Origin of the sequence: Actinomycetospora succinea (assembly GCF_004363095.1) — a bacterium.
Taxonomy (GTDB): Bacteria; Actinomycetota; Actinomycetes; order Mycobacteriales; family Pseudonocardiaceae; genus Actinomycetospora; species Actinomycetospora succinea.
Map to the genome: position 1 here is coordinate 119,805 of NZ_SNYO01000014.1, position 22,126 is coordinate 141,930.

General features: G+C 74.7%; 24 protein-coding genes. 14 read left to right on the forward strand and 10 right to left on the reverse strand.

The annotated features are described in order from the left end of the window. The first annotated feature begins 29 nt into the window (after positions 1 to 29). The 5 genes from EV188_RS29720 to EV188_RS29740 all read left to right on the forward strand — a co-directional run bounded on the left by EV188_RS29720 (position 30) and on the right by EV188_RS29740 (position 4,957). Positions 30 to 803: a cyclase family protein gene (locus EV188_RS29720; RefSeq protein ID WP_133829953.1), complete on the forward strand. Its 774-nt coding sequence runs from the start codon at positions 30 to 32 to the stop codon at positions 801 to 803. After that, complete coding sequence (locus EV188_RS29725; protein ID WP_133829954.1) at positions 803 to 2,428, forward strand: thiamine pyrophosphate-binding protein; 1,626 nt, start codon at positions 803 to 805, stop codon at positions 2,426 to 2,428. The genes EV188_RS29720 and EV188_RS29725 overlap by 1 nt, the downstream gene beginning before the upstream one ends. Before the next feature lie 40 nt (positions 2,429 to 2,468). After that, positions 2,469 to 3,947, forward strand: a complete 1,479-nt coding sequence (locus EV188_RS29730) for a class I adenylate-forming enzyme family protein (RefSeq protein WP_133829955.1) — start codon at positions 2,469 to 2,471, stop codon at positions 3,945 to 3,947. Continuing rightward, positions 3,944 to 4,702 (forward strand): SDR family NAD(P)-dependent oxidoreductase, encoded by a 759-nt coding sequence (locus EV188_RS29735; protein WP_133829956.1) that lies wholly within the window; start codon positions 3,944 to 3,946, stop codon positions 4,700 to 4,702. The genes EV188_RS29730 and EV188_RS29735 overlap by 4 nt, the downstream gene beginning before the upstream one ends. 69 nt (positions 4,703 to 4,771) lie before the next feature. Next, entirely contained in the window at positions 4,772 to 4,957 is a 186-nt protein-coding gene (locus tag EV188_RS29740; protein ID WP_243742094.1) for a VOC family protein, read from the forward strand. On the opposite strand, the gene EV188_RS29745 is transcribed toward EV188_RS29740, so the two are convergent. Then, positions 4,948 to 5,325, reverse strand: a complete 378-nt coding sequence (locus EV188_RS29745) for a winged helix-turn-helix transcriptional regulator (protein WP_133829957.1) — start codon at positions 5,323 to 5,325, stop codon at positions 4,948 to 4,950. The two genes, EV188_RS29740 and EV188_RS29745, sit on opposite strands and share 10 nt — an antisense overlap. 100 nt (positions 5,326 to 5,425) lie before the next feature. Here EV188_RS29745 and EV188_RS29750 point away from each other — a divergent pair, with 100 nt between their 5' ends. After that, complete coding sequence (locus EV188_RS29750) at positions 5,426 to 6,280, forward strand: NmrA family NAD(P)-binding protein (protein WP_133829958.1); 855 nt, start codon at positions 5,426 to 5,428, stop codon at positions 6,278 to 6,280. Between the two features lie 280 nt (positions 6,281 to 6,560). Here the strand turns inward: EV188_RS29750 and EV188_RS29755 are convergent, their stop codons facing one another. Continuing rightward, positions 6,561 to 6,935 carry a cupin domain-containing protein gene (locus EV188_RS29755; RefSeq protein WP_133829959.1) on the reverse strand — a complete coding sequence of 125 codons (375 nt, stop codon included), beginning with the start codon at positions 6,933 to 6,935 and terminating at the stop codon, positions 6,561 to 6,563. Positions 6,936 to 7,047: 112 nt separating this feature from the next. Between EV188_RS29755 and EV188_RS32065 the strand changes: the two genes are divergently transcribed. Together EV188_RS32065 and EV188_RS29760 are read left to right on the forward strand one after the other, a co-directional pair. After that, positions 7,048 to 7,215, forward strand: a complete 168-nt coding sequence (locus tag EV188_RS32065) for a hypothetical protein (RefSeq protein ID WP_166660167.1) — start codon at positions 7,048 to 7,050, stop codon at positions 7,213 to 7,215. A 122-nt stretch (positions 7,216 to 7,337) separates the two neighbouring features. Then, complete coding sequence (locus EV188_RS29760) at positions 7,338 to 7,985, forward strand: Rv1733c family protein (protein ID WP_133829960.1); 648 nt, start codon at positions 7,338 to 7,340, stop codon at positions 7,983 to 7,985. Positions 7,986 to 8,000: 15 nt separating this feature from the next. On the opposite strand, the gene EV188_RS29765 is transcribed toward EV188_RS29760, so the two are convergent. Continuing rightward, a complete protein-coding gene (locus EV188_RS29765; RefSeq protein ID WP_133829961.1) occupies positions 8,001 to 9,233 on the reverse strand; it encodes a GAF domain-containing protein in 1,233 nt (410 codons plus the stop codon). Positions 9,234 to 9,387: 154 nt separating this feature from the next. Between EV188_RS29765 and EV188_RS29770 the strand changes: the two genes are divergently transcribed. Further along, complete coding sequence (locus tag EV188_RS29770; protein ID WP_133829962.1) at positions 9,388 to 10,950, forward strand: sensor histidine kinase; 1,563 nt, start codon at positions 9,388 to 9,390, stop codon at positions 10,948 to 10,950. Further along, complete coding sequence (locus tag EV188_RS29775) at positions 10,947 to 11,600, forward strand: response regulator (protein ID WP_133829963.1); 654 nt, start codon at positions 10,947 to 10,949, stop codon at positions 11,598 to 11,600. Before EV188_RS29770 ends, EV188_RS29775 begins: the two co-directional genes overlap by 4 nt. Before the next feature lie 297 nt (positions 11,601 to 11,897). Here EV188_RS29775 and EV188_RS29780 read toward each other — a convergent pair whose 3' ends face one another. Continuing rightward, positions 11,898 to 13,019, reverse strand: coding sequence for an EamA family transporter (locus EV188_RS29780; protein WP_243742095.1), 1,122 nt, complete (start codon positions 13,017 to 13,019; stop codon positions 11,898 to 11,900). Positions 13,020 to 13,101: 82 nt separating this feature from the next. Here EV188_RS29780 and EV188_RS29785 point away from each other — a divergent pair, with 82 nt between their 5' ends. After that, entirely contained in the window at positions 13,102 to 13,989 is an 888-nt protein-coding gene (locus EV188_RS29785; protein WP_133829964.1) for a LysR family transcriptional regulator, read from the forward strand. Here EV188_RS29785 and EV188_RS29790 read toward each other — a convergent pair whose 3' ends face one another. Further along, on the reverse strand, positions 13,990 to 14,880 hold the full coding sequence (locus tag EV188_RS29790) for a LysR substrate-binding domain-containing protein (RefSeq protein ID WP_133829965.1): 891 nt from the start codon (positions 14,878 to 14,880) through the stop codon (positions 13,990 to 13,992). It lies immediately after the preceding gene. Between the two features lie 116 nt (positions 14,881 to 14,996). Here EV188_RS29790 and EV188_RS29795 point away from each other — a divergent pair, with 116 nt between their 5' ends. Together EV188_RS29795 and EV188_RS29800 are read left to right on the forward strand one after the other, a co-directional pair. Beyond that, positions 14,997 to 16,187: a TauD/TfdA family dioxygenase gene (locus EV188_RS29795; protein WP_166660168.1), complete on the forward strand. Its 1,191-nt coding sequence runs from the start codon at positions 14,997 to 14,999 to the stop codon at positions 16,185 to 16,187. Then, positions 16,184 to 16,756, forward strand: a complete 573-nt coding sequence (locus tag EV188_RS29800) for an HD domain-containing protein (protein WP_133829967.1) — start codon at positions 16,184 to 16,186, stop codon at positions 16,754 to 16,756. Before EV188_RS29795 ends, EV188_RS29800 begins: the two co-directional genes overlap by 4 nt. Here EV188_RS29800 and EV188_RS29805 read toward each other — a convergent pair. Genes EV188_RS29805 through EV188_RS29820 form a run of 4 tightly spaced genes read right to left on the reverse strand, consistent with a single transcriptional unit; the run spans position 16,741 to position 21,029 of the window. Then, positions 16,741 to 19,164, reverse strand: coding sequence for an ATP-binding cassette domain-containing protein (locus EV188_RS29805; protein ID WP_133829968.1), 2,424 nt, complete (start codon positions 19,162 to 19,164; stop codon positions 16,741 to 16,743). The two genes, EV188_RS29800 and EV188_RS29805, sit on opposite strands and share 16 nt — an antisense overlap. A 28-nt stretch (positions 19,165 to 19,192) precedes the next feature. Further along, the gene (locus EV188_RS29810; RefSeq protein ID WP_133829969.1) at positions 19,193 to 19,603 is read right to left on the reverse strand and encodes a VOC family protein; all 411 of its coding nucleotides are present in this window, start codon (positions 19,601 to 19,603) and stop codon (positions 19,193 to 19,195) included. Between the two features lie 6 nt (positions 19,604 to 19,609). Then, positions 19,610 to 20,059: a helix-turn-helix transcriptional regulator gene (locus EV188_RS29815; RefSeq protein WP_133829970.1), complete on the reverse strand. Its 450-nt coding sequence runs from the start codon at positions 20,057 to 20,059 to the stop codon at positions 19,610 to 19,612. A gap of 49 nt (positions 20,060 to 20,108) precedes the next feature. After that, positions 20,109 to 21,029, reverse strand: coding sequence for an LLM class flavin-dependent oxidoreductase (locus EV188_RS29820; RefSeq protein WP_133829971.1), 921 nt, complete (start codon positions 21,027 to 21,029; stop codon positions 20,109 to 20,111). Positions 21,030 to 21,058: 29 nt separating this feature from the next. Here EV188_RS29820 and EV188_RS29825 point away from each other — a divergent pair, with 29 nt between their 5' ends. After that, positions 21,059 to 21,628, forward strand: a complete 570-nt coding sequence (locus EV188_RS29825) for a 2'-5' RNA ligase family protein (RefSeq protein ID WP_133829972.1) — start codon at positions 21,059 to 21,061, stop codon at positions 21,626 to 21,628. On the opposite strand, the gene EV188_RS29830 is transcribed toward EV188_RS29825, so the two are convergent. Then, positions 21,582 to 22,061 (reverse strand): SRPBCC family protein, encoded by a 480-nt coding sequence (locus tag EV188_RS29830; RefSeq protein ID WP_133829973.1) that lies wholly within the window; start codon positions 22,059 to 22,061, stop codon positions 21,582 to 21,584. The genes EV188_RS29825 and EV188_RS29830 overlap by 47 nt on opposite strands. Between the last annotated feature and the right edge of the window lie 65 nt (positions 22,062 to 22,126).

Below are 22,126 nucleotides of genomic sequence, written 5' to 3' on the forward strand. Positions count from 1 at the left end.
CCGCAACCCCTCGACTCCCGGGAGAACACATGTCCGTGCTCGCCGCCCTCACCGACGCGCTGCGCTCCGGCGCCGTCGAGGTCGTCGACCTCACCACGCCGCTGCAGGAGTCCACGCCGATCCTGGAGCTGCCCGCGCCGTTCGCCAACACCTCGCGGTTCCGGCTCGAGGAGCTGTCGCGCTACGACGACCGCGGACCGGCCTGGTACTGGAACGACATCCACACCGGCGAGCACACCGGCACCCACCTCGACGCCCCGAACCACTGGGTCACCGGCCGCGACGGCCTCGACGTCTCGCAGGTCCCGATGGCGACGCTGGTCGCGCCGGCCGTGGTGATCGACAAGACCGCGGACGTGGCGGCCGACCCCGACTTCCTGCTCGAGCTCTCCCACCTCGAGGCGTGGCAGGCCGAGCACGGCCCGCTGCCCGAGGGCGGCTGGCTGCTCTACCGCACCGGGTGGGAGGCGTACGGGGCGACGCAGGAGGAGTTCATGAACGCCGACGAGGCGGGCCCGCACACGCCCGGCGTCTCGGCGGAGTGCGCGCGCTGGATCGCCCAGTCCTCGCCGCTGACCGGGTTCGGCGTGGAGACCGTCGGCACCGACGCCGGCGGCGCGGGCGCCTTCGACCCGCCGTTCTCGTGCCACCACTTCCTCATGGGCGCGAACAAGTGGGGTCTGACGAGCCTGCGCAACCTCGGCCGCCTGCCCACCCGCGGCGCGGTGCTGCTGGTCAGCCCGCTGCCGATCGTCGGCGGCTCGGGGTCGCCGACGCGGGCGCTCGCGCTGATCGAGCACTGATGGGGCCCACATCGACGAGCACGGTCGCCGAGCAGGTCGGCACGCTGCTCGCCGAGCTGGGCGTCGGGCACGCGTTCGGGGTGGTCGGCAGCGGCAACTTCCACGTGACGAACGCGCTGCGCTCCGCGGGGGTGCCCTGGGCCGCGGCGCGGCACGAGGGCGGGGCGACGGTGATGGCCGACGCCTACGCGCGCACGTCCGGCGAGGTGGCGGTCGTGACCCTGCACCAGGGCTGCGGGCTGACCAACGCGCTGACCGGTGTCACCGAGGCGGCGAAGTCGCGGACGCCGCTGCTCGTGCTGGCCGCGGAGACGGCGGGCAGCGCGGTCCGCTCGAACTTCCGCGTCGACCAGGACGCGCTGGCCCGGTCGGTGGGCGCGGTGCCCGAGCGGGTGCACTCGGCGGCCTCGGCGGCCGCGGACGTCGTGCGCGCGTACGGCATCTGCCGCGACCAGCGCCGGACCGTGGTGCTCAACCTCCCGCTCGACGTGCAGGGGGCTGCGGCGGTCAGTGCTCCGGCACCGGCTCGCACCACCTGGCGTGCCCCGCGGCCGGACCCGGCGTCGGTCGCCGAGCTCGCCCGCCTGCTCGACGGCGCGCAGCGCCCGGTGTTCGTCGCGGGCCGGGGCGCGCGCGGGGCCCGCGTGGAGCTGGAGGCGCTGGCCGACCGCTGCGGCGCGCTGCTGGCCACCTCGGCCGTCGCCCACGGCCTGTTCACCGGCTCGCCGTGGTCGCTCGGCATCTCCGGCGGGTTCTCGACGGCCCTGGCCGCCGAGCTGATCACCGACGCCGACCTGATCGTCGCCTGGGGCGCGTCGCTGACGATGTGGACGACGCGCCACGGCGTCCTCACCGAGCACGCGACGCTGGTGCAGGTCGACGACACCGCCGAGGCGCTCGGGGCGCAGCGGCCGATCACGCTCGGCGTGCTCGGTGACGTCGGGGCGACGGCGCGCGACGCGCTCGAGGTCGCCGGGAAGACCGGCGGATACCGGAGCGACGCCGTCGCCGAGCGGCTGCGCACGCAGAGCGCCGACGTCCCGGACGAGGTCGTCGGCGACCGCATCGACCCCCGCGTGCTCTCCGCCGCGCTCGACGAGCTGCTGCCCGCCGAGCGGACCGTCGCCGTCGACTCCGGCAACTTCATGGGCTACCCGGCGGCCTACCTCGGCGTCCCCGACGAGGCCGGCTTCTGCTTCACGCAGGCGTTCCAGTCGATCGGGCTGGGGCTCGCGACGGGGATCGGCGCCGCCCTCGCGCGCCCCGACCGGCTGCCCGTCGCGGCGTGCGGCGACGGCGGGTTCCTCATGGGGATCAGCGAGCTGGAGACCGCGGTGCGGCTCGGGCTCGGGATGGTGATCGTGGTCTACGACGACGCGGGCTACGGCGCCGAGTTCCACCACTTCGCCGGCGGGGACCACACCACCGTCCGCTTCCCCGACACCGACCTCGCCGCCATCGCCGCCGGCTACGGGTGCGCGGCGGCGGTGGTCCGGTCGACGGCGGACCTGGGGGTGATCCCCGAGTGGCTGGCCGGTCCCCGCGACCGTCCGCTGCTGCTCGACGCGAAGGTCACCTCCGACGGCCCGTCGTGGTGGCTGGCCGAGGCGTTCAAGGGGCACTAGGCTCCCCTCGAACGTGTACCCGAGTACAAGTTAAGGTCCCGTGAGCAGCAGCGTCTTCGACGTCCTCGCCGGCACCGCCGCGGACCGGCCGGACGCACCCTTCCTGGTGTTCGCCGGCGACACCGGGACCGAGACCGTCTCCTACGGCGAGCAGGTCCGGCGCGCCGACGCCACCGCGGGCCTGCTCGCCGACCTCGGCGTCGGAACGGGCGCGCGGGTGCACCTCATGACGCCCAACCGCCCGGAGTTCCTCGACGTCTGGTTCGCCTGCGCGCGGCTCGGGGCCGTCGTCGTCCCGGTGAACCCGCTCTCGACCGCCGACGAGGTGGCCCACCAGCTCACCGACTCCCGCGCGGTCCTGTCGGTCGTCGACGACGCCCTGCGCGGGACGATCGTGGGCGAGCGGGCAGTGATCACCCTCGACGAGCTGGTCGCGCGGCGTGCCGACGCCCCGCCCCCGCCGGCCGCGGCGCACGAGGACCTCGCCGCGATCATGTTCACGTCCGGCACCACGAGCGCCCCGAAGGGCGTGCAGGTCACGCACGCCAACTACCTGCGGGTCGGCCGGCTCGTCGCCGACCACCTGCGCGTGACCGCCGCGGACCGCTGGCTCGTCACGCTGCCGCTCTTCCACGGGAACGCCCAGTACTACTGCCTGATGTCCGCGCTGGTGGCGGGCGGCTCGGTGGCGGTCGCGGCGCGCTTCTCCGCCACCGGCTGGCCGACCCAGGCCCGTGAGCTGCGCCCGACGCTGGCCAGCCTCTTCGCCGCGCCCGTCCGGATGGTGCTCGCCCGGTCCACGCCCGCACCGACCGACGCCGACAACGACCTGCGCCTCGTGCTGTTCGCCCAGAACCTCGCCCCGGCGCAGGCGCAGGAGTTCGAGACGCGGTTCGGCGCGCCGCTGATCCAGCTCTACGGCATGACCGAGACCGTCGTCCCGCCGTTCATGAACCCCCTCGACGACCGGCGCCGCTGGGACTCGATCGGCCTGCCGCTGCCCGGGATCGAGGTCCGGGTGGTGGGGGAGGAGGGCGAGCCCGGCGAGCTCCAGGTCCGCGGGCGGCCCGGGATCGACGTGACGCCGGGCTACGACGGGCGCCCGGAGGCCACCGCGGCGCTGTTCGACGACGGCTGGCTGCGCACCGGCGACCAGGTGCGCCTCGACGCCGAGGGCCGCGCGTACTTCGTCGACCGCGCCAAGGACATGATGAAGCGCGCCGGCGAGAACGTGGCGGCCAGCGAGGTCGAGCAGGTGCTCGCCGCCCACCCGGCGGTGCTGGAGAGCGCGGTGCACGGGGTGCCCGACCCGGTGTACGACGAGGCGATCGTCGCCCACGTCGTCCTCGCGCCCGGGGCGCACGCCGACCCCGACGAGCTCGTCGCGTGGTGTGCCGAGCGGCTGTCCCGGTTCAAGGTCCCGGGAACGGTCGTCCTGCGCGACGAGCTGCCCCGCAGCACCATCGGGAAGATCCTCAAGAACGCGCTGCGCGACGAGGTCCTCGAGGCCTCCCGGTGAGCCGGGTCGCGCTGATCACCGGGGGCAACCGCGGCCTCGGCCGTGCCGCCGCGGAGGCCCTCGCCGACGACGGCGTCGACGTCGTCCTCACCTACCGCTCGCGCCCGGAGGAGGCCGACGCGGTCGTCGCCGACCTCGAGAAGCGGGGGCGGCGGGCCGCGGCGCTGCGCCTCGACGTCACCGAGCACGACGCGTTCCCGGCGTTCGTCGAGACGCTCGCGCGGGAGCTGCGGGGCCGTTGGGGGCGCGAGGACCTCGACGTCCTCGTCAACAACGGCGGGTACGAGGGCAACACGCCGTTCGGCGGGATCGACGCCGCGACCGTCGACGCGCTCTACGCCGTCCACCTGCGCGGACCGATCCTGCTCACCGACCTCCTGGCGCCGCGGATCCGCGACGGCGGGCGGGTGGTGTTCGTGTCGACGGGTCTGACCCGCTACGCCGCGAACCCGCTGTTCTCGGTGTACGCGGCGATGAAGGGCGGCATCGAGGTCTACACGAAGTACGCCGCCAAGGCCCTCGGCCCGCGCCGCATCACCGTGAACGTCCTCGCGCCCGGCGCCACCGCGACCGACATCGGCGGCGGGCTGATCCGCGACGACGAGCGCTACCGCGCCATGATCACAGCGAACCACGCCTTCGGTCGCGTCGGCGAGCCCGACGACATCGGCGGCGCCCTGCGCGCCATCACCGCCGAGAGCGCCGGCTGGATCACCGCGCAGCGCGTCGAGGCGTCGGGCGGGCAGATGCTGTAGCCGCGCCGCCTGCACGCCGGGTCGGATTCCGTGCACACGAGGTGGGGTCGGACGGGCCACACCCGGTGCATGCTGTACCGATGTCCACGCTCGGCGGGCGGCGAGCTCGAGCCGGACTTCGAGACGGTGACCTGGGACCTCGCCGACTTCGACACCGGCATCGCGATCGGCGGGGCGACGCTGCCGGCCGAGACCTACTTCGTCTACGGGACGCCGCCGGGACCCGGGCAGGAGAAGCTCGTGGGTCAGCGCTGAGCGGCGCGCCGCCCGACGATCTCCTCGGCGTGGGCGAGCACCCACGTCAGCAGCGGGGCGATCGCCTCGGCGAGGTCCTCGCCGAGCGGGGTCAGCAGGTACTCCACGCGCGGCGGGACCTCGGGGTAGGCGCGGCGCTCGACGAGCCCGTCGGCCTCGAAGGTGCGCAGCGTGGAGGCCAGCATCTTCTCGCTGATGCCGTCGACCTCGCGGCGCAGCTCGCCCCACCGCAGGGTCCCGTCGGCGAGGGCGCCGAGCACGAGGACACCCCACTTGCTGGTCACGTGGTCGAGCACGACCCGGCCGGGGCACGACGTCGTCAGCGCGCCGGGCTGCTGCGCGCGCAGGACCTGGAGACTCACCGCCACGCCACTACCTTACCTGAAAGTGGGTACCTCCCCTCGGGAAGTTTCCTGGTCAGCGCCGTGGTTCTGTCTGCTGACACGCAGCACCACGGAAGGAACTCCCATGACCATCCTCGTCACCGGCGCCTCCGGCAGCCTCGGCCGCCTCGTCCTCGACGACCTGCTCGCACGCGGTGTCGAGCCGACCGCCGTGCGCGCGGGCGCCCGCCGTACCGACTCCCTGGCGGCCCACGCCGACCTCGGTGTCGACGTCGTCGAGCTCGACTACGACCGACCCGACACCGTGAAGGCGGCCGTCGACGGCGCCGACCGCGTGCTCCTGATCTCGGGCAACGAGTTCGGCAAGCGCGTCGACCAGCACCGGGCGGTGATCGACGCCGCGGCCGCCGCGGGCGTCGGTCACCTGCTGTACACGAGCGTCACGCGGGCCGACGACACCACGATCGTCGTCGCCCCCGAGCACACGGCCACCGAGGAGATCCTGGGCGATGCCGGACTGCCCGTCACCGTGCTGCGCAACAACTTCTACACCGAGGTGTTCGGCAGCGCCCTCGACGGCGCCCGGGCGACCGGCACCGTGCTGACCAGCGCGGGGGAGGGTCGCGTGGCCAGCGCCTCCCGGGCCGACTTCGCCGAGGCCGCCGCCGTCGCGCTGACCGGCGACGTCCCGACCGGTGTGCAGGTGCTCGAGCTCGCCGGCGACCAGCGGTGGAGCCGCGACGACCTGGCCGCGGCCGCCGCCGAGGTGCTCGGCCGCGACGTACGCGTCGAGCAGGTCTCGTCCGACGAGCACCGGGCCCGGTTGCTGGACCTCGGCGTCGACGCCGGCACCGTGGGCTTCCTCGTCGAGCTCGACCAGAACATCCGCGACGGCGAGCTCGACATCACCGACGGCACCCTCGCCCGCCTCCTGGGCCGCCCGACCACGCCGCTGATCGACACCCTGCGCGCGCTCTGACGCCTCGGCGAGCGACACGTTCGGCATGATCGTCGGGCTCTCTTGCCGGCGAACTGTGCGGCTCGTCGACCGACGTCGCCATTCTGATCTCGCGAGAGTGTCGTGAGGGCTGTGCCATGCTGACACTCTCGGGAGATCGAAGTGGCGAGCACGGGCGTGACCTTCCTCGGTCGCGAGCGGCACATTGCGCATGATCGACGCGCGGCCTCACGCCCGGCGGAACGTGCCGGTCGCCGACCGACGTCGCCATCTCGATCTCGCGAGAGTGCCGCGAGGGATGTCAGGTCAGCCGCGTGCCCTGCGCCGCGACGAGAGCGTCGAACTTCGCCGGCCCGACGATCGTCAGCACCCGGGCCTGCCGGTCGCCCACGACCTCGAGCCTGTGCCGCACGTCGCGGGGCAGGAAGATGAAGGCGCCGGTCGCGGCGGTGAAGCGCTCGTCGCCGCAGAACCCCCGCACCTCGCCCTCGAGGACGTAGAACATCTCGTCCTCGCCGTCGTGGGTGTGCGGCGGCACGCTCAGCCCGGCCGGCGCGGCCTGCTCCATGACGCCGACCCGGCCCTCGGTGTCGGTCCCGCTCGCCTTGACGGTGAAGGTGGCGCCGCCGAACTCGTAGGTGTCGCCCTCGCCCGCGCCCCGCACGAAGAAGCTCATGCCCCCATGATCGACGATCGGATCTCGGGACCTTCGGCCCTGCACGGACCGACCGCGCGCGGTCACCGTGGGGAGCGCCCCGAACGCTCTCCGGTGCCGAAGGAGGACCCTCGTGGACGAGGACGCGTGGCGCCCGGCCGAGCCCGGGCACGCCGGCGGGACGGCACGCCCCGACGGTGAGCCCGATCCCGGGTCGCCCCCGATCCCGCCGCCACGGGAGCGGCGCCGCTACCGGCCGCTGCGCGGCATGGAGGAGCTCGTCGACGACTTCCTCGGGTAGTCCCTCCGCCACGTCCCGCCACCGGGCCGATGGTCCCGGTCGTGGCGGGACGCTCGCCCCTGCCCGGCGCCGGACGCGCCCCCCACGCTCGCCTGGTCGGGAGCGACGGGAGGCGGCCCACGATGGCGGTGAGGACGGGCGCGTTCCGCCGGGCGATCGGCCTGTTCGTGCCGCCGCGCTCGGAGCTGCGGCGGGGCAGCGACCGCCTCGAGGTCGCGGTCCGGTGGGTGCTCCTGCTCGCCGGCCTGCTGCTCCTGCCCGTCGCCCTGGCGGCCGGCGGGGAGGTCACGGCGCGGCTCGGCGCCCAGGCCGCGGTCGAGCAGGGGGAGCGCCGCCCGGTGGTCGCCGAGGTGCTGCCCGCGGGGTCGCCGGGCGCCCCGGTGGGTGGTGACGTCACGTCCGCGCCGCTGCTCGGCGGGGCGGACCCCGCGTCGGACGTCGTGCGTGCGCCGGTCCGGTGGATCGCGGCCGACGGGCTCCCGCGCACCGGCCTCGCGCGCGTGCCGGACACCACGCGGCCCGGCGACACCCGCGTGCTGTGGGTGGACGCCGCCGACCGGCCGACGCCGCCACCGATGCCGCCCACGGCCCCCGGCGCGCACGGCGCCATGGTCACCGCGTTCCTGCTGGTCATCGACCTGACCGCGTCGCTGGTCCTGCTCGCCGGGCTGCGCCACGTCCTCGACCGCTCCCGCCTGCGCTCGTGGGAGCGGGCGTGGCGCCGCTTCAGCGACCCCGAGCCGGAGCCCGAGCCCGACCGCCAGCACTGAGGACAACAGAGGCGGTCAGCCGGGCAGCACCGTGTCCCGGACCGCCCGGACGACGTCGTCGAGCTCGCTGACCTGGGCGAGCAGGTGGTCGCGCAGCCCGGCGTCGACACCCGACGCGCTGCTGGTCAGCGCCAGCCCGACCCGCTGCACCCGGCGGACCACCTGCTCGGAGAGCGAGAGCACGAGCTGCTCGCGCTCCTCGAGGACGTGGACGGCCTCGCGGTCGCGCCGGCCCTGCGCCAGCTCGATCGCGGTGGTGGCGTGGGCCGCGAACCCGAGCAGCATCTCCGCCTCGACGGCGCCGAACGCCTCGTCGCCGACCGTGCGGGCGAGGATGAGGACCGACCGCCCGGGCGGCCCCGACGTCCCGGTGGCCAGCGGCACGGCGAGCACGGAGCGCACCTCCGGCGCACGGTGCACGACGCCGGTGGTGCGCGGGTCGTCGAGCGCGTCGGCGATGAGCACCGGACCGTCCGCGTCGAGCGCCGCCTGGGTGATCGACCCGGGGCTCGCCGCCGTGCGGCCGGCCCAGTCGTGCAGCCGCCCGGCGGCCGCGACGACGTGCGCGGTCCCCGGATCGGCGTCGGTGACCCGCGTGACCGCGGCGCCGTACGCCCGCGCGACGTCGACGGCGGTGTCGAGGAGGTGCTGGACCTCGGCCTCCGGGGCGATCTCGCCGGAGAGCAGGTCGCTGGACAGCCGCGCGGACGCCGCCTGCCAGCGCTCCCGGCGGCGTGCGGTGTCCAGCAGGAGAGCGTTCTCGACGGCGATCCCCGCGGCGCCGGCGAGCGCGGTCAGCAGCTGCTCGTCGTCCGCCGCGAACCCGCCGTCGTGCTCGCTCTCGGCGACGACGAGGTTGCCCTGCACGACGCCGCCCGCCCGCAGGGGCACGTCGAGGACGCCGTCGCCGTAGGGGAGCCCGCCGTCCACCGTGACGTCCCCGGGGCCCGTCCCCTCCTGGACGAACCGCAGCAGGCGCCCGTCCTGCACCACCGCGAGGGCGGCGTGGCGCGCCCCGACGAGGGTCCGCGCGCTCTCGACGATGCGCCGGACCAGGTCGTCGAGGTCGTGACCTGCGGTGATGTGGTGGGTCGCGTCCAGCAGGTGGCGCAACCGCCCCTGGGTCAGCTTGACCTCGGTCGCGCGCGCGATGAGCTGGTCGAGCAGCTCGTCGAGCTCCAGGCGGGCCACCGACGGGAACGCGAGTCCCTCCGACGGCGCCGCGATCGGCTCGGGCTGGTCGGGCACAGCACCTCTTCTCGATGCCATGTCTCGCCATCGTTCTGGCGACCGGCGCCGTGTCAAGCGCCCGATGGAGATCGTCGGGACGTCCGGCCCTGGCTCCCCGCCCCGGACGGCGTGACGATGAGGTCCGCCGGCGCGTCCCGGGAGGGGGTCGATCGTGGAGGAACCGCGGGGCGTCGTGCCCGTCGTCGCCGGTCCCGAGCGCCTCGCGACCCTCCTCCGCTCGCTCACGGCCCTGGCGCGCGGCGGCGACCTCGACACCGTCCTGCGCTCGCTCGTGACGGCCGCGGCCGACCTGACCGAGGCGCGCCACGGCGTGCTCCGGGTGCTCGGCGAGGACGGCGCGACGGGTCCGGTCGCGACCACGGGCGTCGAGCAGCCGCCGAGCGCCACCCGCCTCGAGGTACCGCTGCGGGTGCGCGGGCGCGTGGTCGGCGGCCTGACCCTCACCGACCGGCGCCACGGCGACTTCACCGCGGACGACGATAAGGCCGCGATCGCCGTGGCCGGCGCGGCCGCCGTCGCCGTGGAGCACGCCCGCCTGCTCGGGGACACGCGGCGGCTCCTGGACGAGGCGCAGCGCCGGGAGCGCCGGCTCGAGGCGTCGGGGGAGATCACCACGCAGGTCCTCGCGGGCGCCGACCCGGAGGACGTGCTGGTGCTCGCCGCCGAGCGCGCGACCGAGCTGTGCGACGGCGTCGGCGCGGTGATCACCACCCCGCCCGCCGCGGTCGCCGAGGGCGACGTCGCCCCGCCCGTGCGGGTCACGGTCAGCGTCGGGCTGGAGGACCCGCTGCCGGTGGGCGCGCGGGTCGCGGCGGCGTCGTCCCCGCTGGCCGAGGTCGCCCGGACGCGGGTCCCGCGGGTCGAGGTCGACCTCGTGCTCGGCGTCGACGGGTTCCCGCGGCGCCTCGGTCCGGCGCTGCTCGTGCCCCTGGACGGCGGCTCCGAGGTCATCACCGGCGTGCTCGTCGTGGTGCGCGACGCCGCGACGGGCGGCCTGGACACCGACCGCCTCTCGACCGTGGCCTCGTTCGCCGACCAGGCGGCCCTGGTGCTGCGGCTGGCCGAGTCGCAGCGGGCCCGCCGCCAGCTCGACGTGGCCGCCGACCGCGAGCGGATCGCCGCGGACCTGCACGACCACGTGCTGCAGCGCCTGTTCGCGCTCGGCCTCGGGCTGCAGGCGACGCAGGCCCGGCTGCGGACCCACCCGGACGCCGCGAGCCGCGTCAACGAGGCGGTCGACCAGGTCGACGGCATCGTGCGCGACATCCGCACCAGCATCTTCGACCTGCACGCCGTCGACGGCGCCCCCGGCCTCGGCGGACGCCTGCGCGGGGCCGTGGCCGAGATGGCGGTGCACGTCGAGACCGAGCCCGTCGTGCGCCTCTCCGGACCCGTCGACACCGTCCCCGAGGCGCTCGCGGCGCAGGTCGAGGCCGTGGTCCGCGAGGGCGTCTCCAACGCGATCCGCCACGGCGACGCACAGTCGGTGATCGTCACCGTCTCCGTCGACACCGTCCTGGCCGTCGGCGTCACCGACGACGGCGTCGGCATCCCGGACACCGTCGCCCGCAGTGGCCTGGCCAACCTCGTGGCGCGCGCCCGCGCCCTCGGCGGCGACTCGGACGTCGGCCGCCGCTCGCCCGGACCCGGGACCCGCCTGACCTGGTGGGTCCCGTTCGACCCGCCCGCTCCCACCGAGAGGACCCTGCCGTGATCACGGTGTTCCTGGTCGACGACCACGAGGTGGTGCGCCAGGGGGTGGCCGCGCTGCTCGACGCCGAGGACGACATGGAGGTCGTCGGGGGCGCGGGCACCGTGACCGAGGCGCTGGCGCGCATCCCGGCGCTGGCGCCGCGCGTGGCGGTGCTCGACGTGCGGCTGCCCGACGGCACGGGGATCGAGCTGTGCCGGGAACTGCGCTCGCGGATGGACGGGCTCGCGTGCCTGATGCTGACCTCGTACACCGACGAGCGCGCCATGTTCGACGCGGTGCTCGCGGGCGCCGCCGGCTACGTGATCAAGGATGTGCGCGGCAACGACATCGTCAACGCCGTCCGCGAGGTGGGCTCGGGGCGCACGCTGCTCGACGGGCGGGCGGCGTCGGTGCTGATGGACCGTCTGCGGACGCGGACCGAGGCGCCGGACCCGCTCGCCGAGCTGACCGGCAAGGAGCGCGAGGTGCTCGGGTACATCGGGGACGGGCTCACCAACCGGGAGATCGGCGCGCAGATGTTCCTCGCCGAGAAGACCGTGAAGAACTACGTGTCGGCGCTGCTGGCCAAGCTCGGGATGCAGCGCCGGGTGCAGGCCGCCGTCCTCGCCGACCGGGTGCGGGCAGAGCGGGCGCGGACCGAGCTGGAGTGATCGCCGGGGTCGGTGTGGGGTAGGAAACCGGCCATGGTGATGGGGTACAGCCGCTCGGGATGGCGGCGCGACCGCGACCCGGGCCCGATCGGCAAGCTCGTGCTCGTCGTCCTGTGGGCCGTCATCGCGGTGCTGCCCATCGCGTTCGGGGTCGGCGACGTGCGGCTCGCGGCGGGCGCGGTCGGCACGCCGGGGGAGCTCACCGTCGAGCAGTGCCTCGACCTCGGGAAGGGGCGCTACGACTGCGACGGCGTCTTCGTCCCGGACGACGGCAGCCCGCCGGTCCGGGTCGACGCCTCACCCGACTCGACCGCGGGGGAGGTCGTCCGGGCGCAGCTCGACGCGGAGCGCGAGCGGGCGATCCCCACCGGCACGAGCGGGGTCCTCGCCGCCCTGACGCTGCCGTTCCTCGGCCTCGCCGCGCTCGGGTTCCTGCCCGCCGTGGTGATGTGGGGGACGCGCCGCACCCGCAACATCCGCCCGGCGCTCGTCGGGGGCGTCGTGGTGGCGACCGTCGGGCTCCTGGGCGTCGTCGTGGGGTTCGTCGCCACCTACGCCTGAACCGCGCGCGCCCGAGCGTTCCGCCCCGATCCCGGCCGCGACGACCGCGGCGAGCCCGAGCGCCGCCTCGAGCGTGGGGGTCTGGCCGAGCAGCAGGGCGCCGATCGCGAGGGCGATGGCGGGCTCGAGGCACATCAGCGTGCCGAAGGCCGCCGTGGTCAGCCGCCGGAGTGCCAGCAGCTCCAGGCTGAACGGCACGACGGGCATGAGCAGCGCGATCGCGAGCGCCGTGGCCAGCACCGTCACGTCGAGCGCCCCGGTCCCGAGGTCGGCGAGCAGCCCGGGCCCGGCGACGAGGGCGGCGACCAGCCCGGCGACGGGCATCGAGACGGCGAGGCCGGTCAGCCCGGTGACGTGGTCGCCGACGCGCTGGGTCAGCAGGATGTAGCCCGCCCAGCAGGCCGCCGCGGCGAGGGCGAAGCCGACGCCGGCCGGGTCGAGACCGGCCTGCCAGGGGTGGGTCAGCAGGACGACGCCGACGGCCGCGAGCAGCGCCCAGCCCCGGGCGCGCCCCCGGCCCCGCACCAGCGCGACCCCGAGCGGGCCCAGGAACTCCAGCGCCGACGCGGTGCCCAGCGGGATGCGGGCGATGGCCTCGGTGAACAGGATCGTAAGGCCGGCGGTGACGGTCCCCAGGGCGACGCAGGCGGCCAGGCTCGCGCGCGTGAACGCCGACGGGCGCGGGCGCACGAGGACGAGCAGCAGCGCGCCGGCGAACAGCAGCCGCAGGCACGCCGTGCCCGCCGGGCCGACGGCGTCGAAGAGCCCGGTCGAGAGGGCGAGCCCGAGCTGCACGCAGAGCATGGCGCCGAGGGCCATCGCCGCGCCGCTGCGCGGTGAGGTGGGGAGCGAGGTCACGCGTCCAGTGAAGGGCGCGCAACCGTTCACGTCCACGTGAGATTCCTTCACAGAACGTTCGCCGATCGCGGATGATGGCGGCGTGGACACCCGGCGCCTGCCCTACCTCGTCGAGTTCGCCCGGCACGGCTCGATGCGGGTGGTCGCCGAGACGATGGGCACGAGCACCTCGGTGGTCTCCCAGCAGATCGCGGCGCTCGCGCGCGAGGCGGGCACGGCGCTGGTCGAGCCTGACGGGCGGCGCTCCCGGCTCACCCCGGCCGGGCACCGTCTCGCCGAGCACGGGCGCACGATCCTCGCCGCCGTCGAGTCCGCGCAGCGCGACCTCGACCCCGACGCCGAGCCGCACGGGCTGGTGCGCGTCGCCGGGTTCGCCTCCGCGATCCGCCGTGCGCTGATGCCGACCGTGGTCGCGATGGCCCGGACCCACCCGCAGGTCGCCCTGACGATCCGCGAGTACGAGCCGGCCGAGGCGCACGCGATGCTCGTCGCCGACCGGATCGACCTCGCCCTGACCTACGACTACGACCTCGCCCCGGCCGCCCTCGACCCCGACCTCACGACGACCCCGCTGTGGTCGACCCCGTGGGGCCTCGCGGTCCCCGCCGGCGACGTGCCCGAGTCCGCGGGCGACTCGCTCGCCGTGCTCACGGCCTTCCGCGACCGCGCCTGGATCGGCAACTCCCGCAACCCCGCCGACGAGCAGGTCCTGCGCACCCTGGCGTCGATGGCGGGCTTCGCGCTGCGCACCACCCACGAGGCCGACAGCCTCGACCTCGTCGAGGACCTCATCCTCGCGGGTCTCGGCGTCGGCCTGCTCCCGCACGACCGTCCCACCGCGCCCGGCGTCGCGATCGTCCCGCTCACCGCGCCCGCGGTCCGGCTGCGCGCCGCCGCGGTCACCCGCCGCGGCCGCGAGGCGTGGCCGCCGCTGGCCCTCGTGCTCGAGCAGGTGATCGCCGCCGCGTGATCACTCCTCGGTCGCGAGCGCCGGGACGCGCGCGTCGAGGTCGTCGAGCCAGGCCAGGAAGGCGCGGGCCCGCGGCGAGGGCCGCGGATCCTCGTGGCGCCGCAGCAGGTAGTGCGCCTGGCGGGTCGGCCAGGACCGGTCGAGGGCGAGGACGACCCGGCCGGCGCGCACGGCCGTGCGGGCGAAGCGCTCGGGGATCACGGCGCAGGCCTCGCCCGCGGCGACCACCTCGAGCGCGGCGAGGCTCGTGTCGACCGTCAGGGCGCGCCGGGGCGGCGGGGCGTCCGGCGGCAGGAGGCGCTGCCAGACGTCGTCGAACCCGAGGACCTGGACCCGGGGGCGGGCGGCGAGGTCGGCGACGGACGTGACGGGCGGCGCCGCGGGTCCCTGGATCGCGACCGCGGCGTCGCGGTGGAGCACCTCGCTGTGCACCCCCGCCCACGGCCCGCGGCCCTGGTGGATGTCGACGTCGACCTCGCCGGGATCGAGCGCCTCGGACCACACCGCGCAGACGACGCGCAGGTCGATCCCGGGATGGAGCTCCTGGAACTCCGCGACGTGCGGGGCGAGCCACGTCGCCGCGTACGAGACCTGGGTGCGGACGGTGAGCTGCTCGCGGCGGGCGGGGCCGAACAGGCCGGTGGTGGCGACGGCGAGGTCGTCGAGGCTCTCGCGCACCGCGGGCAGGTAGGCGCGCCCGAGCTCGGTGAGCGCCACGGTCCGCGGGTGGCGTTCGAAGAGCGCGACACCGAGGTGGGTCTCCAGCGACCGGACGCGCTGGCTGATCGTTGCGGGGGAGACGTGCAGCTCCTCGGCCGCCGCGGCGAAGCTCTCGTGGCGGGCGGCCGCCTCGAACGCCTGCACGGTCACGAGCGGGGGGAGGGCGCGCACCCGCCGACCCTAGCCTCAGGATTCCGTGGTCTCAGGGGCGTTCGCGTTGTTTGATCGTCGGCTCGCGGGCGGTGAGGCTGGTGGGCGCCGGACACCGACCTTCCCGGAGGACCTCCTTGACCTCGACGCTCGACGCCCACCCCGACACCACCTCGGACACCACCGAGGGCGCCCTGACCCTCGACGAGCGCCACCTCGCGCTCGTGCTCGACGGCCATGTGCGCCGCTTCCACTACGTGTGGCTGCGCGACAACAGCTGGGCCGCGCCGGACCGGGTGGCCCAGTCCGGAGAGCGCCGGCTCGTCACGGGCGCGATCCCGGATGGCATCCGGCCGACGACCGCGACCTACGACGCCGCCGCGGGCCTCGAGGTGCTGTGGAACGACGGCCAGGGCTGCGTCTACTCGCCGGACTGGCTGCGCCGCCACGACTACTCGACCGGGCCGCGCCGGCGTCCCCGCCCCGCGGTCTCGCTCTGGTCCGCTGACGCGTCCGAGCCGCCCCGGTTCGCGCACGCCGACGTCGTCGGCACGACCGAGGGCCAGCTGGCCTGGCTCGACGCCGTCGCCCTGCACGGCGCCGCCGTCGTCACCGGCGTGCCGTCGGAGCACCACGAGGTCGAGCGCTTCGCGCGCACCGTCGGCCACGTCCGCGAGGTCGCCTTCGACCGCGTGCACGACGTGCGCCACGACCCCGCGGGCTACAACGTCGCCCACACGTTGGGCGAGCTGCGGCCGCACACCGACATGCCGAGCTACGACTGGCCGCCGTCGGTCCAGCTGCTGCACTTCCTCACCAACCGGGCCGCCGGCGGCGAGTCGACGCTGGTCGACGGGTGGGCGGCGCTCGCGGAGCTGCGGCGCGAGGCGCCCGAGCACTTCGCGACGCTGTGCCGGGTCCCGGTGCCCTACCAGCTGTTCAGCGAGGACGAGGACACCTGGGCGGAGAACCCGATGGTCACCCTCGACACCGACGGCGAGGTCCGGCTCCTGCGGTTCTCCAACCAGCTCGCCCAGCCCCTCGCCGCCCCGTTCGACGAGGTCGAGGCCTTCTACGACGCCTACCGCCACCTCGCGGGGATCATCGACTCCGGGCGGTACCGCGCGAGCTTCCGCTCCGGCGACGGCGACCTCGTCACCGTCCACTCCCACCGCGTCCTGCACGGCCGGCTGCCCTACGACCCGGCCAGCGGCGCCCGGCACCTCCAGGACGTCTACATGGACGTCGACGACCTCCTCGCGCGCCGCCGCGTGCTGCGCGGCGAGCACAAGCCCCTGCCCGCCCAGACCCCGGAGGAGGACGCATGACCCCCACCGTCGGGTTCACCGCCATGGCCGACGGGACGGCCGAGGACTACCGCCTGCTCGCCCGCTACGAGGACGCCGAGCTGGCGCGGTTCCCCGACCGCGTCCTGGGCTGGCTGCGCGCCATGGACGACCACACCGGTTACCGGGTCACCCGCCTCGGGCACAGCCTGCAGGCCGCGACCCGCGCCCACCGGGCCGGGGAGGACGAGGAGACCGTGGTCGGCGCCCTGCTGCACGACATCGGCGACGTGCTCTCGCCCGCCAACCACTCCGAGGTCGCCGCGGCGGTGCTGCGGCCCTACGTCTCCGAGCGCCTGCACTGGGTGCTCGCGCACCACGGAGTGTTCCAGGGCAAGTACTGGTTCCACCACGTCGGCGCCGACCCCGACGCGCGGGACCGGTGGGCCGACCACCCCTGGTACCAGGACTGCGTCGACTTCTGCGCGTACTACGACCAGAACAGCTTCGACCCCGACTACCCCTCGGAGCCGCTGGCGTTCTTCGAGCCGATGGTCCGGCGCGTCCTCGCCCCGGAGCGGGTCAGCCCGCCGGATCAGGCGCCGACGTAGTCCGCCCCCACGTACTCGGCCAGGTGCCGGCCGGTCAGCGTCGACCGGTCGGCGACGAGCTCGGCGGGCGTGCCCTCGAACACCACGAGGCCGCCGTCGTGCCCGGCGCCGGGGCCGAGGTCGATGATCCGGTCGGCGTGCGCCATCACGGCCTGGTGGTGCTCGATGACGATCACCGACTTCCCCGAGCCGACGAGCCGGTCGAGCAGGCCCAGCATCTGCTCGACGTCGGCGAGGTGCAGGCCGGTGGTCGGCTCGTCGAGGACGTAGACGCTGCCCTGGTCGGCCATCTGCGTGGCGAGCTTCAGACGCTGGCGCTCGCCGCCGGACAGCGTGGTCAGCGGCTGGCCGAGCGTGAGGTAGCCGAGGCCGACGTCGGCGAGCCGGACGAGGATCTTGTGCGCCGCCGGCGTCCTCGCGTCGCCGGCGCCGAAGAACTCGACGGCCTCGGCGACCGGCATCGCGAGGACCTCGCTGATGTCCTTGGGGTTCGCGGGGCCGCCGAGCCGGTACTCGAGCACGGAGGCGTCGAAGCGCTTGCCCTCGCAGACCTCGCAGAGCGTCGAGATGCCGGCCATGATCCCGAGGTCGGTGTAGATCACCCCGGCGCCGTTGCAGTTCGGGCACGCGCCCTCGGAGTTGGCGCTGAACAGCGCGGGCTTCACCCCGTTGGCCTTCGCGAACGCCTTGCGGATCGGCTCGAGCAGCCCGGTGTACGTGGCCGGGTTGCTGCGCCGCGAGCCCTTGATCGGCGCCTGGTCGACGACCACCACGCCCTCCCGCCCGGCGACCGACCCGTGGATCAGCGAGCTCTTCCCGGAACCGGCGACGCCGGTGACGGCGACGAGCACCCCGAGCGGGATGTCGACGTCGACGCCGCGCAGGTTGTGGCTGTCGGCGCCGCGCACCTCCATCACCCCGGTCGGCGTGCGCACCGCGTCCTTGAGCGACGCGCGGTCGTCGAGGTGGCGGCCGGTCAGCGTCCCGCTGGCGCGCAGCCCGTCGAGGGTGCCCTCGTAGACGATCTCGCCGCCGGCGGTGCCCGCGCCCGGCCCGAGGTCGACGACGTGGTCGGCGATCGCGATGGTCTCGGGCTTGTGCTCGACGACGAGGACGGTGTTGCCCTTGTCGCGCAGGCGCAGCAGCAGGTCGTTCATGCGCGCGATGTCGTGCGGGTGCAGCCCGATGGTGGGCTCGTCGAACACGTAGGTGACGTCGGTGAGCGCGGAGCCGAGGTGGCGGATCATCTTGGTCCGCTGCGCCTCGCCACCCGAGAGCGTGCCCGCGGGCCGGTCGAGCGAGAGGTAGCCGAGCCCGATCTCGACGAACGAGTCCAGGGTCTCCGACAGCGACCCGAGCAGCGGGCCGACCGACGGCTCGTCGAGCCCCCGGACCCACGCGGCGAGGTCGCTGATCTGCATCGCGCAGACGTCGCCGATGTTCTTCCCGTCGATCTGCGACGACCGGGCGGCCTCGCTCAGCCGCGTGCCGTGGCACTCCGGGCACGTCGTGAAGACGACCGCGCGGTCGACGAACGCCCGCACGTAGGGCTGCATCGCCTCCCGGTCCTTGGACAGGAAGGACTTCTGGATCTGGTTGATCAGCCCGGTGTAGGTGAGGTTGATGCCCTCGATCTTGAGCTTGACCGGCTCCTTGTAGAGCAGGTCGTTGAGCTCGCGCTTGGTGAACTGCGCGATCGGCTTGTCCGGGTCGAAGAACCCGCAGCCGCGCAGGATGCGGCCGAACCAGCCGTCCATGCTCATGCCGGGGATCGTGATCGCGCCCTCGTTGATCGACTTGGAGTCGTCGTAGAGCGCGGTCAGGTCGAAGTCGGACGCCGTGCCCCGGCCCTCGCAGCGCGGGCACATGCCGCCCGTGATGCTGAACTCGCGGCGCTCCTTGATCTCGCGGCCGCCCTTCTCGAACGTCACCGCGCCCGCGCCGGAGAGCGAGGCGACGTTGAACGAGAACGCCTGCGGCCCGCCGACGTGCGGCACGCCGAGGCGGCTGAACAGGATGCGCAGCATCGCGCCGGTGTCGGTGGCCGTGCCGACCGTCGAGCGGACGTCGCCGCCCATGCGCTCCTGGCCGACGACGATCGCCGTGGTCAGCCCGTCGAGGACGTCGACGTCGGGCCGGTTCAGCGTGGGCATGAAGCCCTGGACGAACGCGCTGTACGTCTCGTTGATCATTCGCTGGGACTCGGCGGCGATCGTGCCGAACACCAGGGAGCTCTTGCCGGACCCGGAGACCCCGGTGAACACGGACAGCCGGCGCTTCGGCAGCTCGACGCTGACGTCGCGCAGGTTGTTCTCCCGCGCGCCGTGCACGCGGATCAGGTCGTGGCTGTCGGCGTCGCGCGCGGGCGGCGCCGCCGTCCCGTCGGCCTGACGGGTGGCCGTGCTCATCGGGTCTCCGTTCGTGCGCGTGGCTGCTTCACTTCACCTCGAAGATGCGGATGGTGCTCCCCGCCGGGTCGCGGAAGGCGGCGTCGCGGATGCCCCACGGCTGGTCGGTGGGCTCCTGGACGACCTCGGCGTCCCCGGCCTGCAGCCGCCCGAACGTGTCGTCGAGGTCCTTCGTGGCGAGGTTGATCGAGGCGAAGGTGCCCTTGGCCATCATCTCGCCGACGGTCCGGCGCTCCTCGTCGGTCATGCCGGGCTGGGCGGCCGGCGGGTACAGCACGATCGACGTCCCGGGCTGGTCGGGCGGGCCGACGGTGAGCCAGTGCAGCCCGTTCCACTCGACGTCGTTGCGCACCTCGAAGCCGAGGATGTCGCGGTAGAACGCGAGGGAGGCGTCGTTGTCGTTGTGGGGCAGGAAGGTGTTGTGAATCGTGAGGTCCATGGGAGATCACGCTAGGGGCGGCCCGGCGACCGGTGCTTCTCGATTCCTGACCGGTCGCGTGACCTGCTTGGCCACGCACGGCGGCATGCCCGGGCCCGGGCCGGCCTGCTGTTTGCGGTAGACGCTCGGGGACACCCCGACCAGCTCGGTGAAGCGCGTGCTGAACGTCCCGAGCGACGACGAGCCGACCGCGAAGCAGACGTCGGTGACGCTCATGTCGCCCCGGCGCAGCAGGGCCATCGCCCGCTCGATGCGCCGGGTCATGAGGTAGCTGTAGGGCGACTCGCCGTAGGCGCGCCGGAACTCCCGGCTCAGGTGACCCGCCGACCAGTGCACGCCGCGCGCGAGCGCCTCGACGTCGAGCGGCTGCGCGTACTCGCGGTCGATGCGATCGCGGACGCGGCGCAGCAGCGCGAGGTCGCGCAGGTGCTCCTCCCGGGAGGGACGGCTGGTCACCCGCTGGATCGTGCCACGTGATCGGCGCGGCAGAACTGCGCGAACCGGGCTAAGAGACGAGCGGGAGGACGTCGGCCGCGAGGCGCTCCAGCTGCTCGCGGTCGGCGGTCACGTCGTCACCCAGCGGGTCGAGCACGATCATCCCGGCGCCCGCGTCCCGGACCTCCGCCAGCCCGCGCGCGACGTCGTCGGCGGTCCCGGTGACGGGCACGTCCTCGATCCCCGCCGTGTCGCCGTAGATCCCGTGCAGGCTCGCGACCATGCCCCGCCGTGCCCGGGCCGGGTCGTCGTCGACGCGGACGTAGACGCGCTTGGCGATCGGGAACGTCCCGCGCTCCCGGCGCTCCAGCTCCCGGCGCAGCGTCACCACCTGGTCGGCGAAGGTCGCCGTGGTCACCGAGCCCGCCCCGAGGAACGCGTCGCCGAGGCGCACAGCGCGGGCCAGCGCCTTGGGGGCGCTGCCGCCGAACCACACCGGCGGGTGCGGGCGCTGCACCGGCTTCGGCGCGATCGCCAGGTCCTCGACCCGGCGGAACCGGCCGTCGAAGCTGACGCGCGGGGCGTCCGACCAGGCCTCCTTCATCAGCGCGAGACCCTCGGTGAAGCGCGCGACGAAGCCCTCGCGCTCGATGCCGAAGGCGGCGAACTCCCGGGACCCGCCGCCCGGGGCGATCCCGACGTCGAGCCGGCCGTGGCTCAGTCGGTCGACCGTGGTGAGCGAGGCCGCGAGCTGGAGGGGGTCGTGCAGCGGGGTGATCAGCACGCCGACGCCGAGCCGGAGCCGCTCGGTGCAGGCCGCGGCGTACGCGAGGACCTCGAGCGGCGCCAGCACCGGCGCCGCGCCGATCGTCAGCTCCATGGTCCAGGCGCCCTCGAAGCCCAGTTCCTCCGCCCGGGCGAGGTGGGCCTTCACGCCGGGGGCGTCGAACCCGTCGGCGTCGGACTGGGGGATCGCGATCGACCAGCGCACGCCCCGACGGTAGAGGGCATGCTCGCCGCGTGGACGCCCTCGCCCCGACCGCGCGCCGCACCATGATCGCCGCCCTGGTGCCGGAGGCGGATCCGCTGGTCGGGGCGTTCCGCGACGAGCTCGACCCCACCGCCCGCCGCGGGCTCGGCGCCCACCTCACCCTCGTGCGCCCCTTCGTCGAGCCCGCCGCGCTCACCGCGGAGACCGTGGCGGCGCTGCGCCGCACGGTCGCGGGGGTGCCGGCCTTCGACTGCACCTTCCGCGAGCTGCGCTGGTTCTCCGACCGGGTGCTCTGGCTCGCGCCGGACGTCGTCGCGGGGTTCCGGGAGATCGCGGACCGGGTGCGGGCGGGCTTCCCGGAGCTGCCCGCCGAGGAGCGCGAGCTCGTCCCGCACCTGACCGTCGGGCTGCGGCGCGCCGCCCCGGTGGAGGCCCTGCGCGCGGCCGCCGCGGCGATCGCCCCGCGGCTGCCGCTGACCGTGCGCGTCGACCGGGTCGCGCTGATGGTGCGGACGGAGACCTGGGACGTGGCCGCCGAGGCGCCGCTCGGCGTCAGTCCTTCTGGACCGTCCGGGCAAGGATCCCCAGGGTCGCCCTGATCGAGCTCGGGTGGATCACCGGGAAGATGTCGCGCGCCGCCCACTCGGGATGGATGTTCGACCAGTCGTAGTAGGACGTGACCCGGGTGCCGTCCTCGACCGGCTCGAGGCGGTAACCGTAGACGTGGCCGATGTAGGGGCGCGCCTGCCCCTCGATCGTCCAGGCGATCTCGACGTCGGGCTCGTAGACGGTGATGACGACGTCGACGTCGTAGCGCCCGAGCGGCCGGTCGCCGAGCGCCTCGCGGTCCATGTGGACGGTGAACCGGTCGCCGACGGCCTCGACCGGCTCGCCGGTCGCGTCCATGAGCATGCCCGAGCTGTCGATGGCGACGTGGCCGTGCGGGTCGCGCAGGACGTCGAACACCGACGCCGGCTCGGCCGCGATCCAGCGGGTGACCTCGATGCGCTGCTCGCTCACGGTGCGCAGCATGTCACCCCGAGTGGCACATCAGCGGTCCGGATGGGCGGAACAGCCGTCCTGCCGAACGCGTTGTG

Excerpts from the sequence above, each read along its gene's own strand:
- EV188_RS29760 (WP_133829960.1), top strand. The coding sequence starts at position 7,338 with ATGGCGGTGAGGACGGGCGCGTTCCGCCGGGCGATCGGCCTGTTCGTG.
- EV188_RS29725 (WP_133829954.1), top strand. The coding sequence starts at position 803 with ATGGGGCCCACATCGACGAGCACGGTCGCCGAGCAGGTCGGCACGCTG.
- EV188_RS29740 (WP_243742094.1), top strand. The coding sequence starts at position 4,772 with ATGCTGTACCGATGTCCACGCTCGGCGGGCGGCGAGCTCGAGCCGGAC.
- EV188_RS29755 (WP_133829959.1), bottom strand. The coding sequence starts at position 6,935 with ATGAGCTTCTTCGTGCGGGGCGCGGGCGAGGGCGACACCTACGAGTTC.
- EV188_RS29750 (WP_133829958.1), top strand. The coding sequence starts at position 5,426 with ATGACCATCCTCGTCACCGGCGCCTCCGGCAGCCTCGGCCGCCTCGTC.
- EV188_RS29720 (WP_133829953.1), top strand. The coding sequence starts at position 30 with ATGTCCGTGCTCGCCGCCCTCACCGACGCGCTGCGCTCCGGCGCCGTC.
- EV188_RS29810 (WP_133829969.1), bottom strand. The coding sequence starts at position 19,603 with ATGGACCTCACGATTCACAACACCTTCCTGCCCCACAACGACAACGAC.
- EV188_RS29800 (WP_133829967.1), top strand. The coding sequence starts at position 16,184 with ATGACCCCCACCGTCGGGTTCACCGCCATGGCCGACGGGACGGCCGAG.
- EV188_RS29805 (WP_133829968.1), bottom strand. The coding sequence starts at position 19,164 with ATGAGCACGGCCACCCGTCAGGCCGACGGGACGGCGGCGCCGCCCGCG.
- EV188_RS29830 (WP_133829973.1), bottom strand. The coding sequence starts at position 22,061 with ATGCTGCGCACCGTGAGCGAGCAGCGCATCGAGGTCACCCGCTGGATC.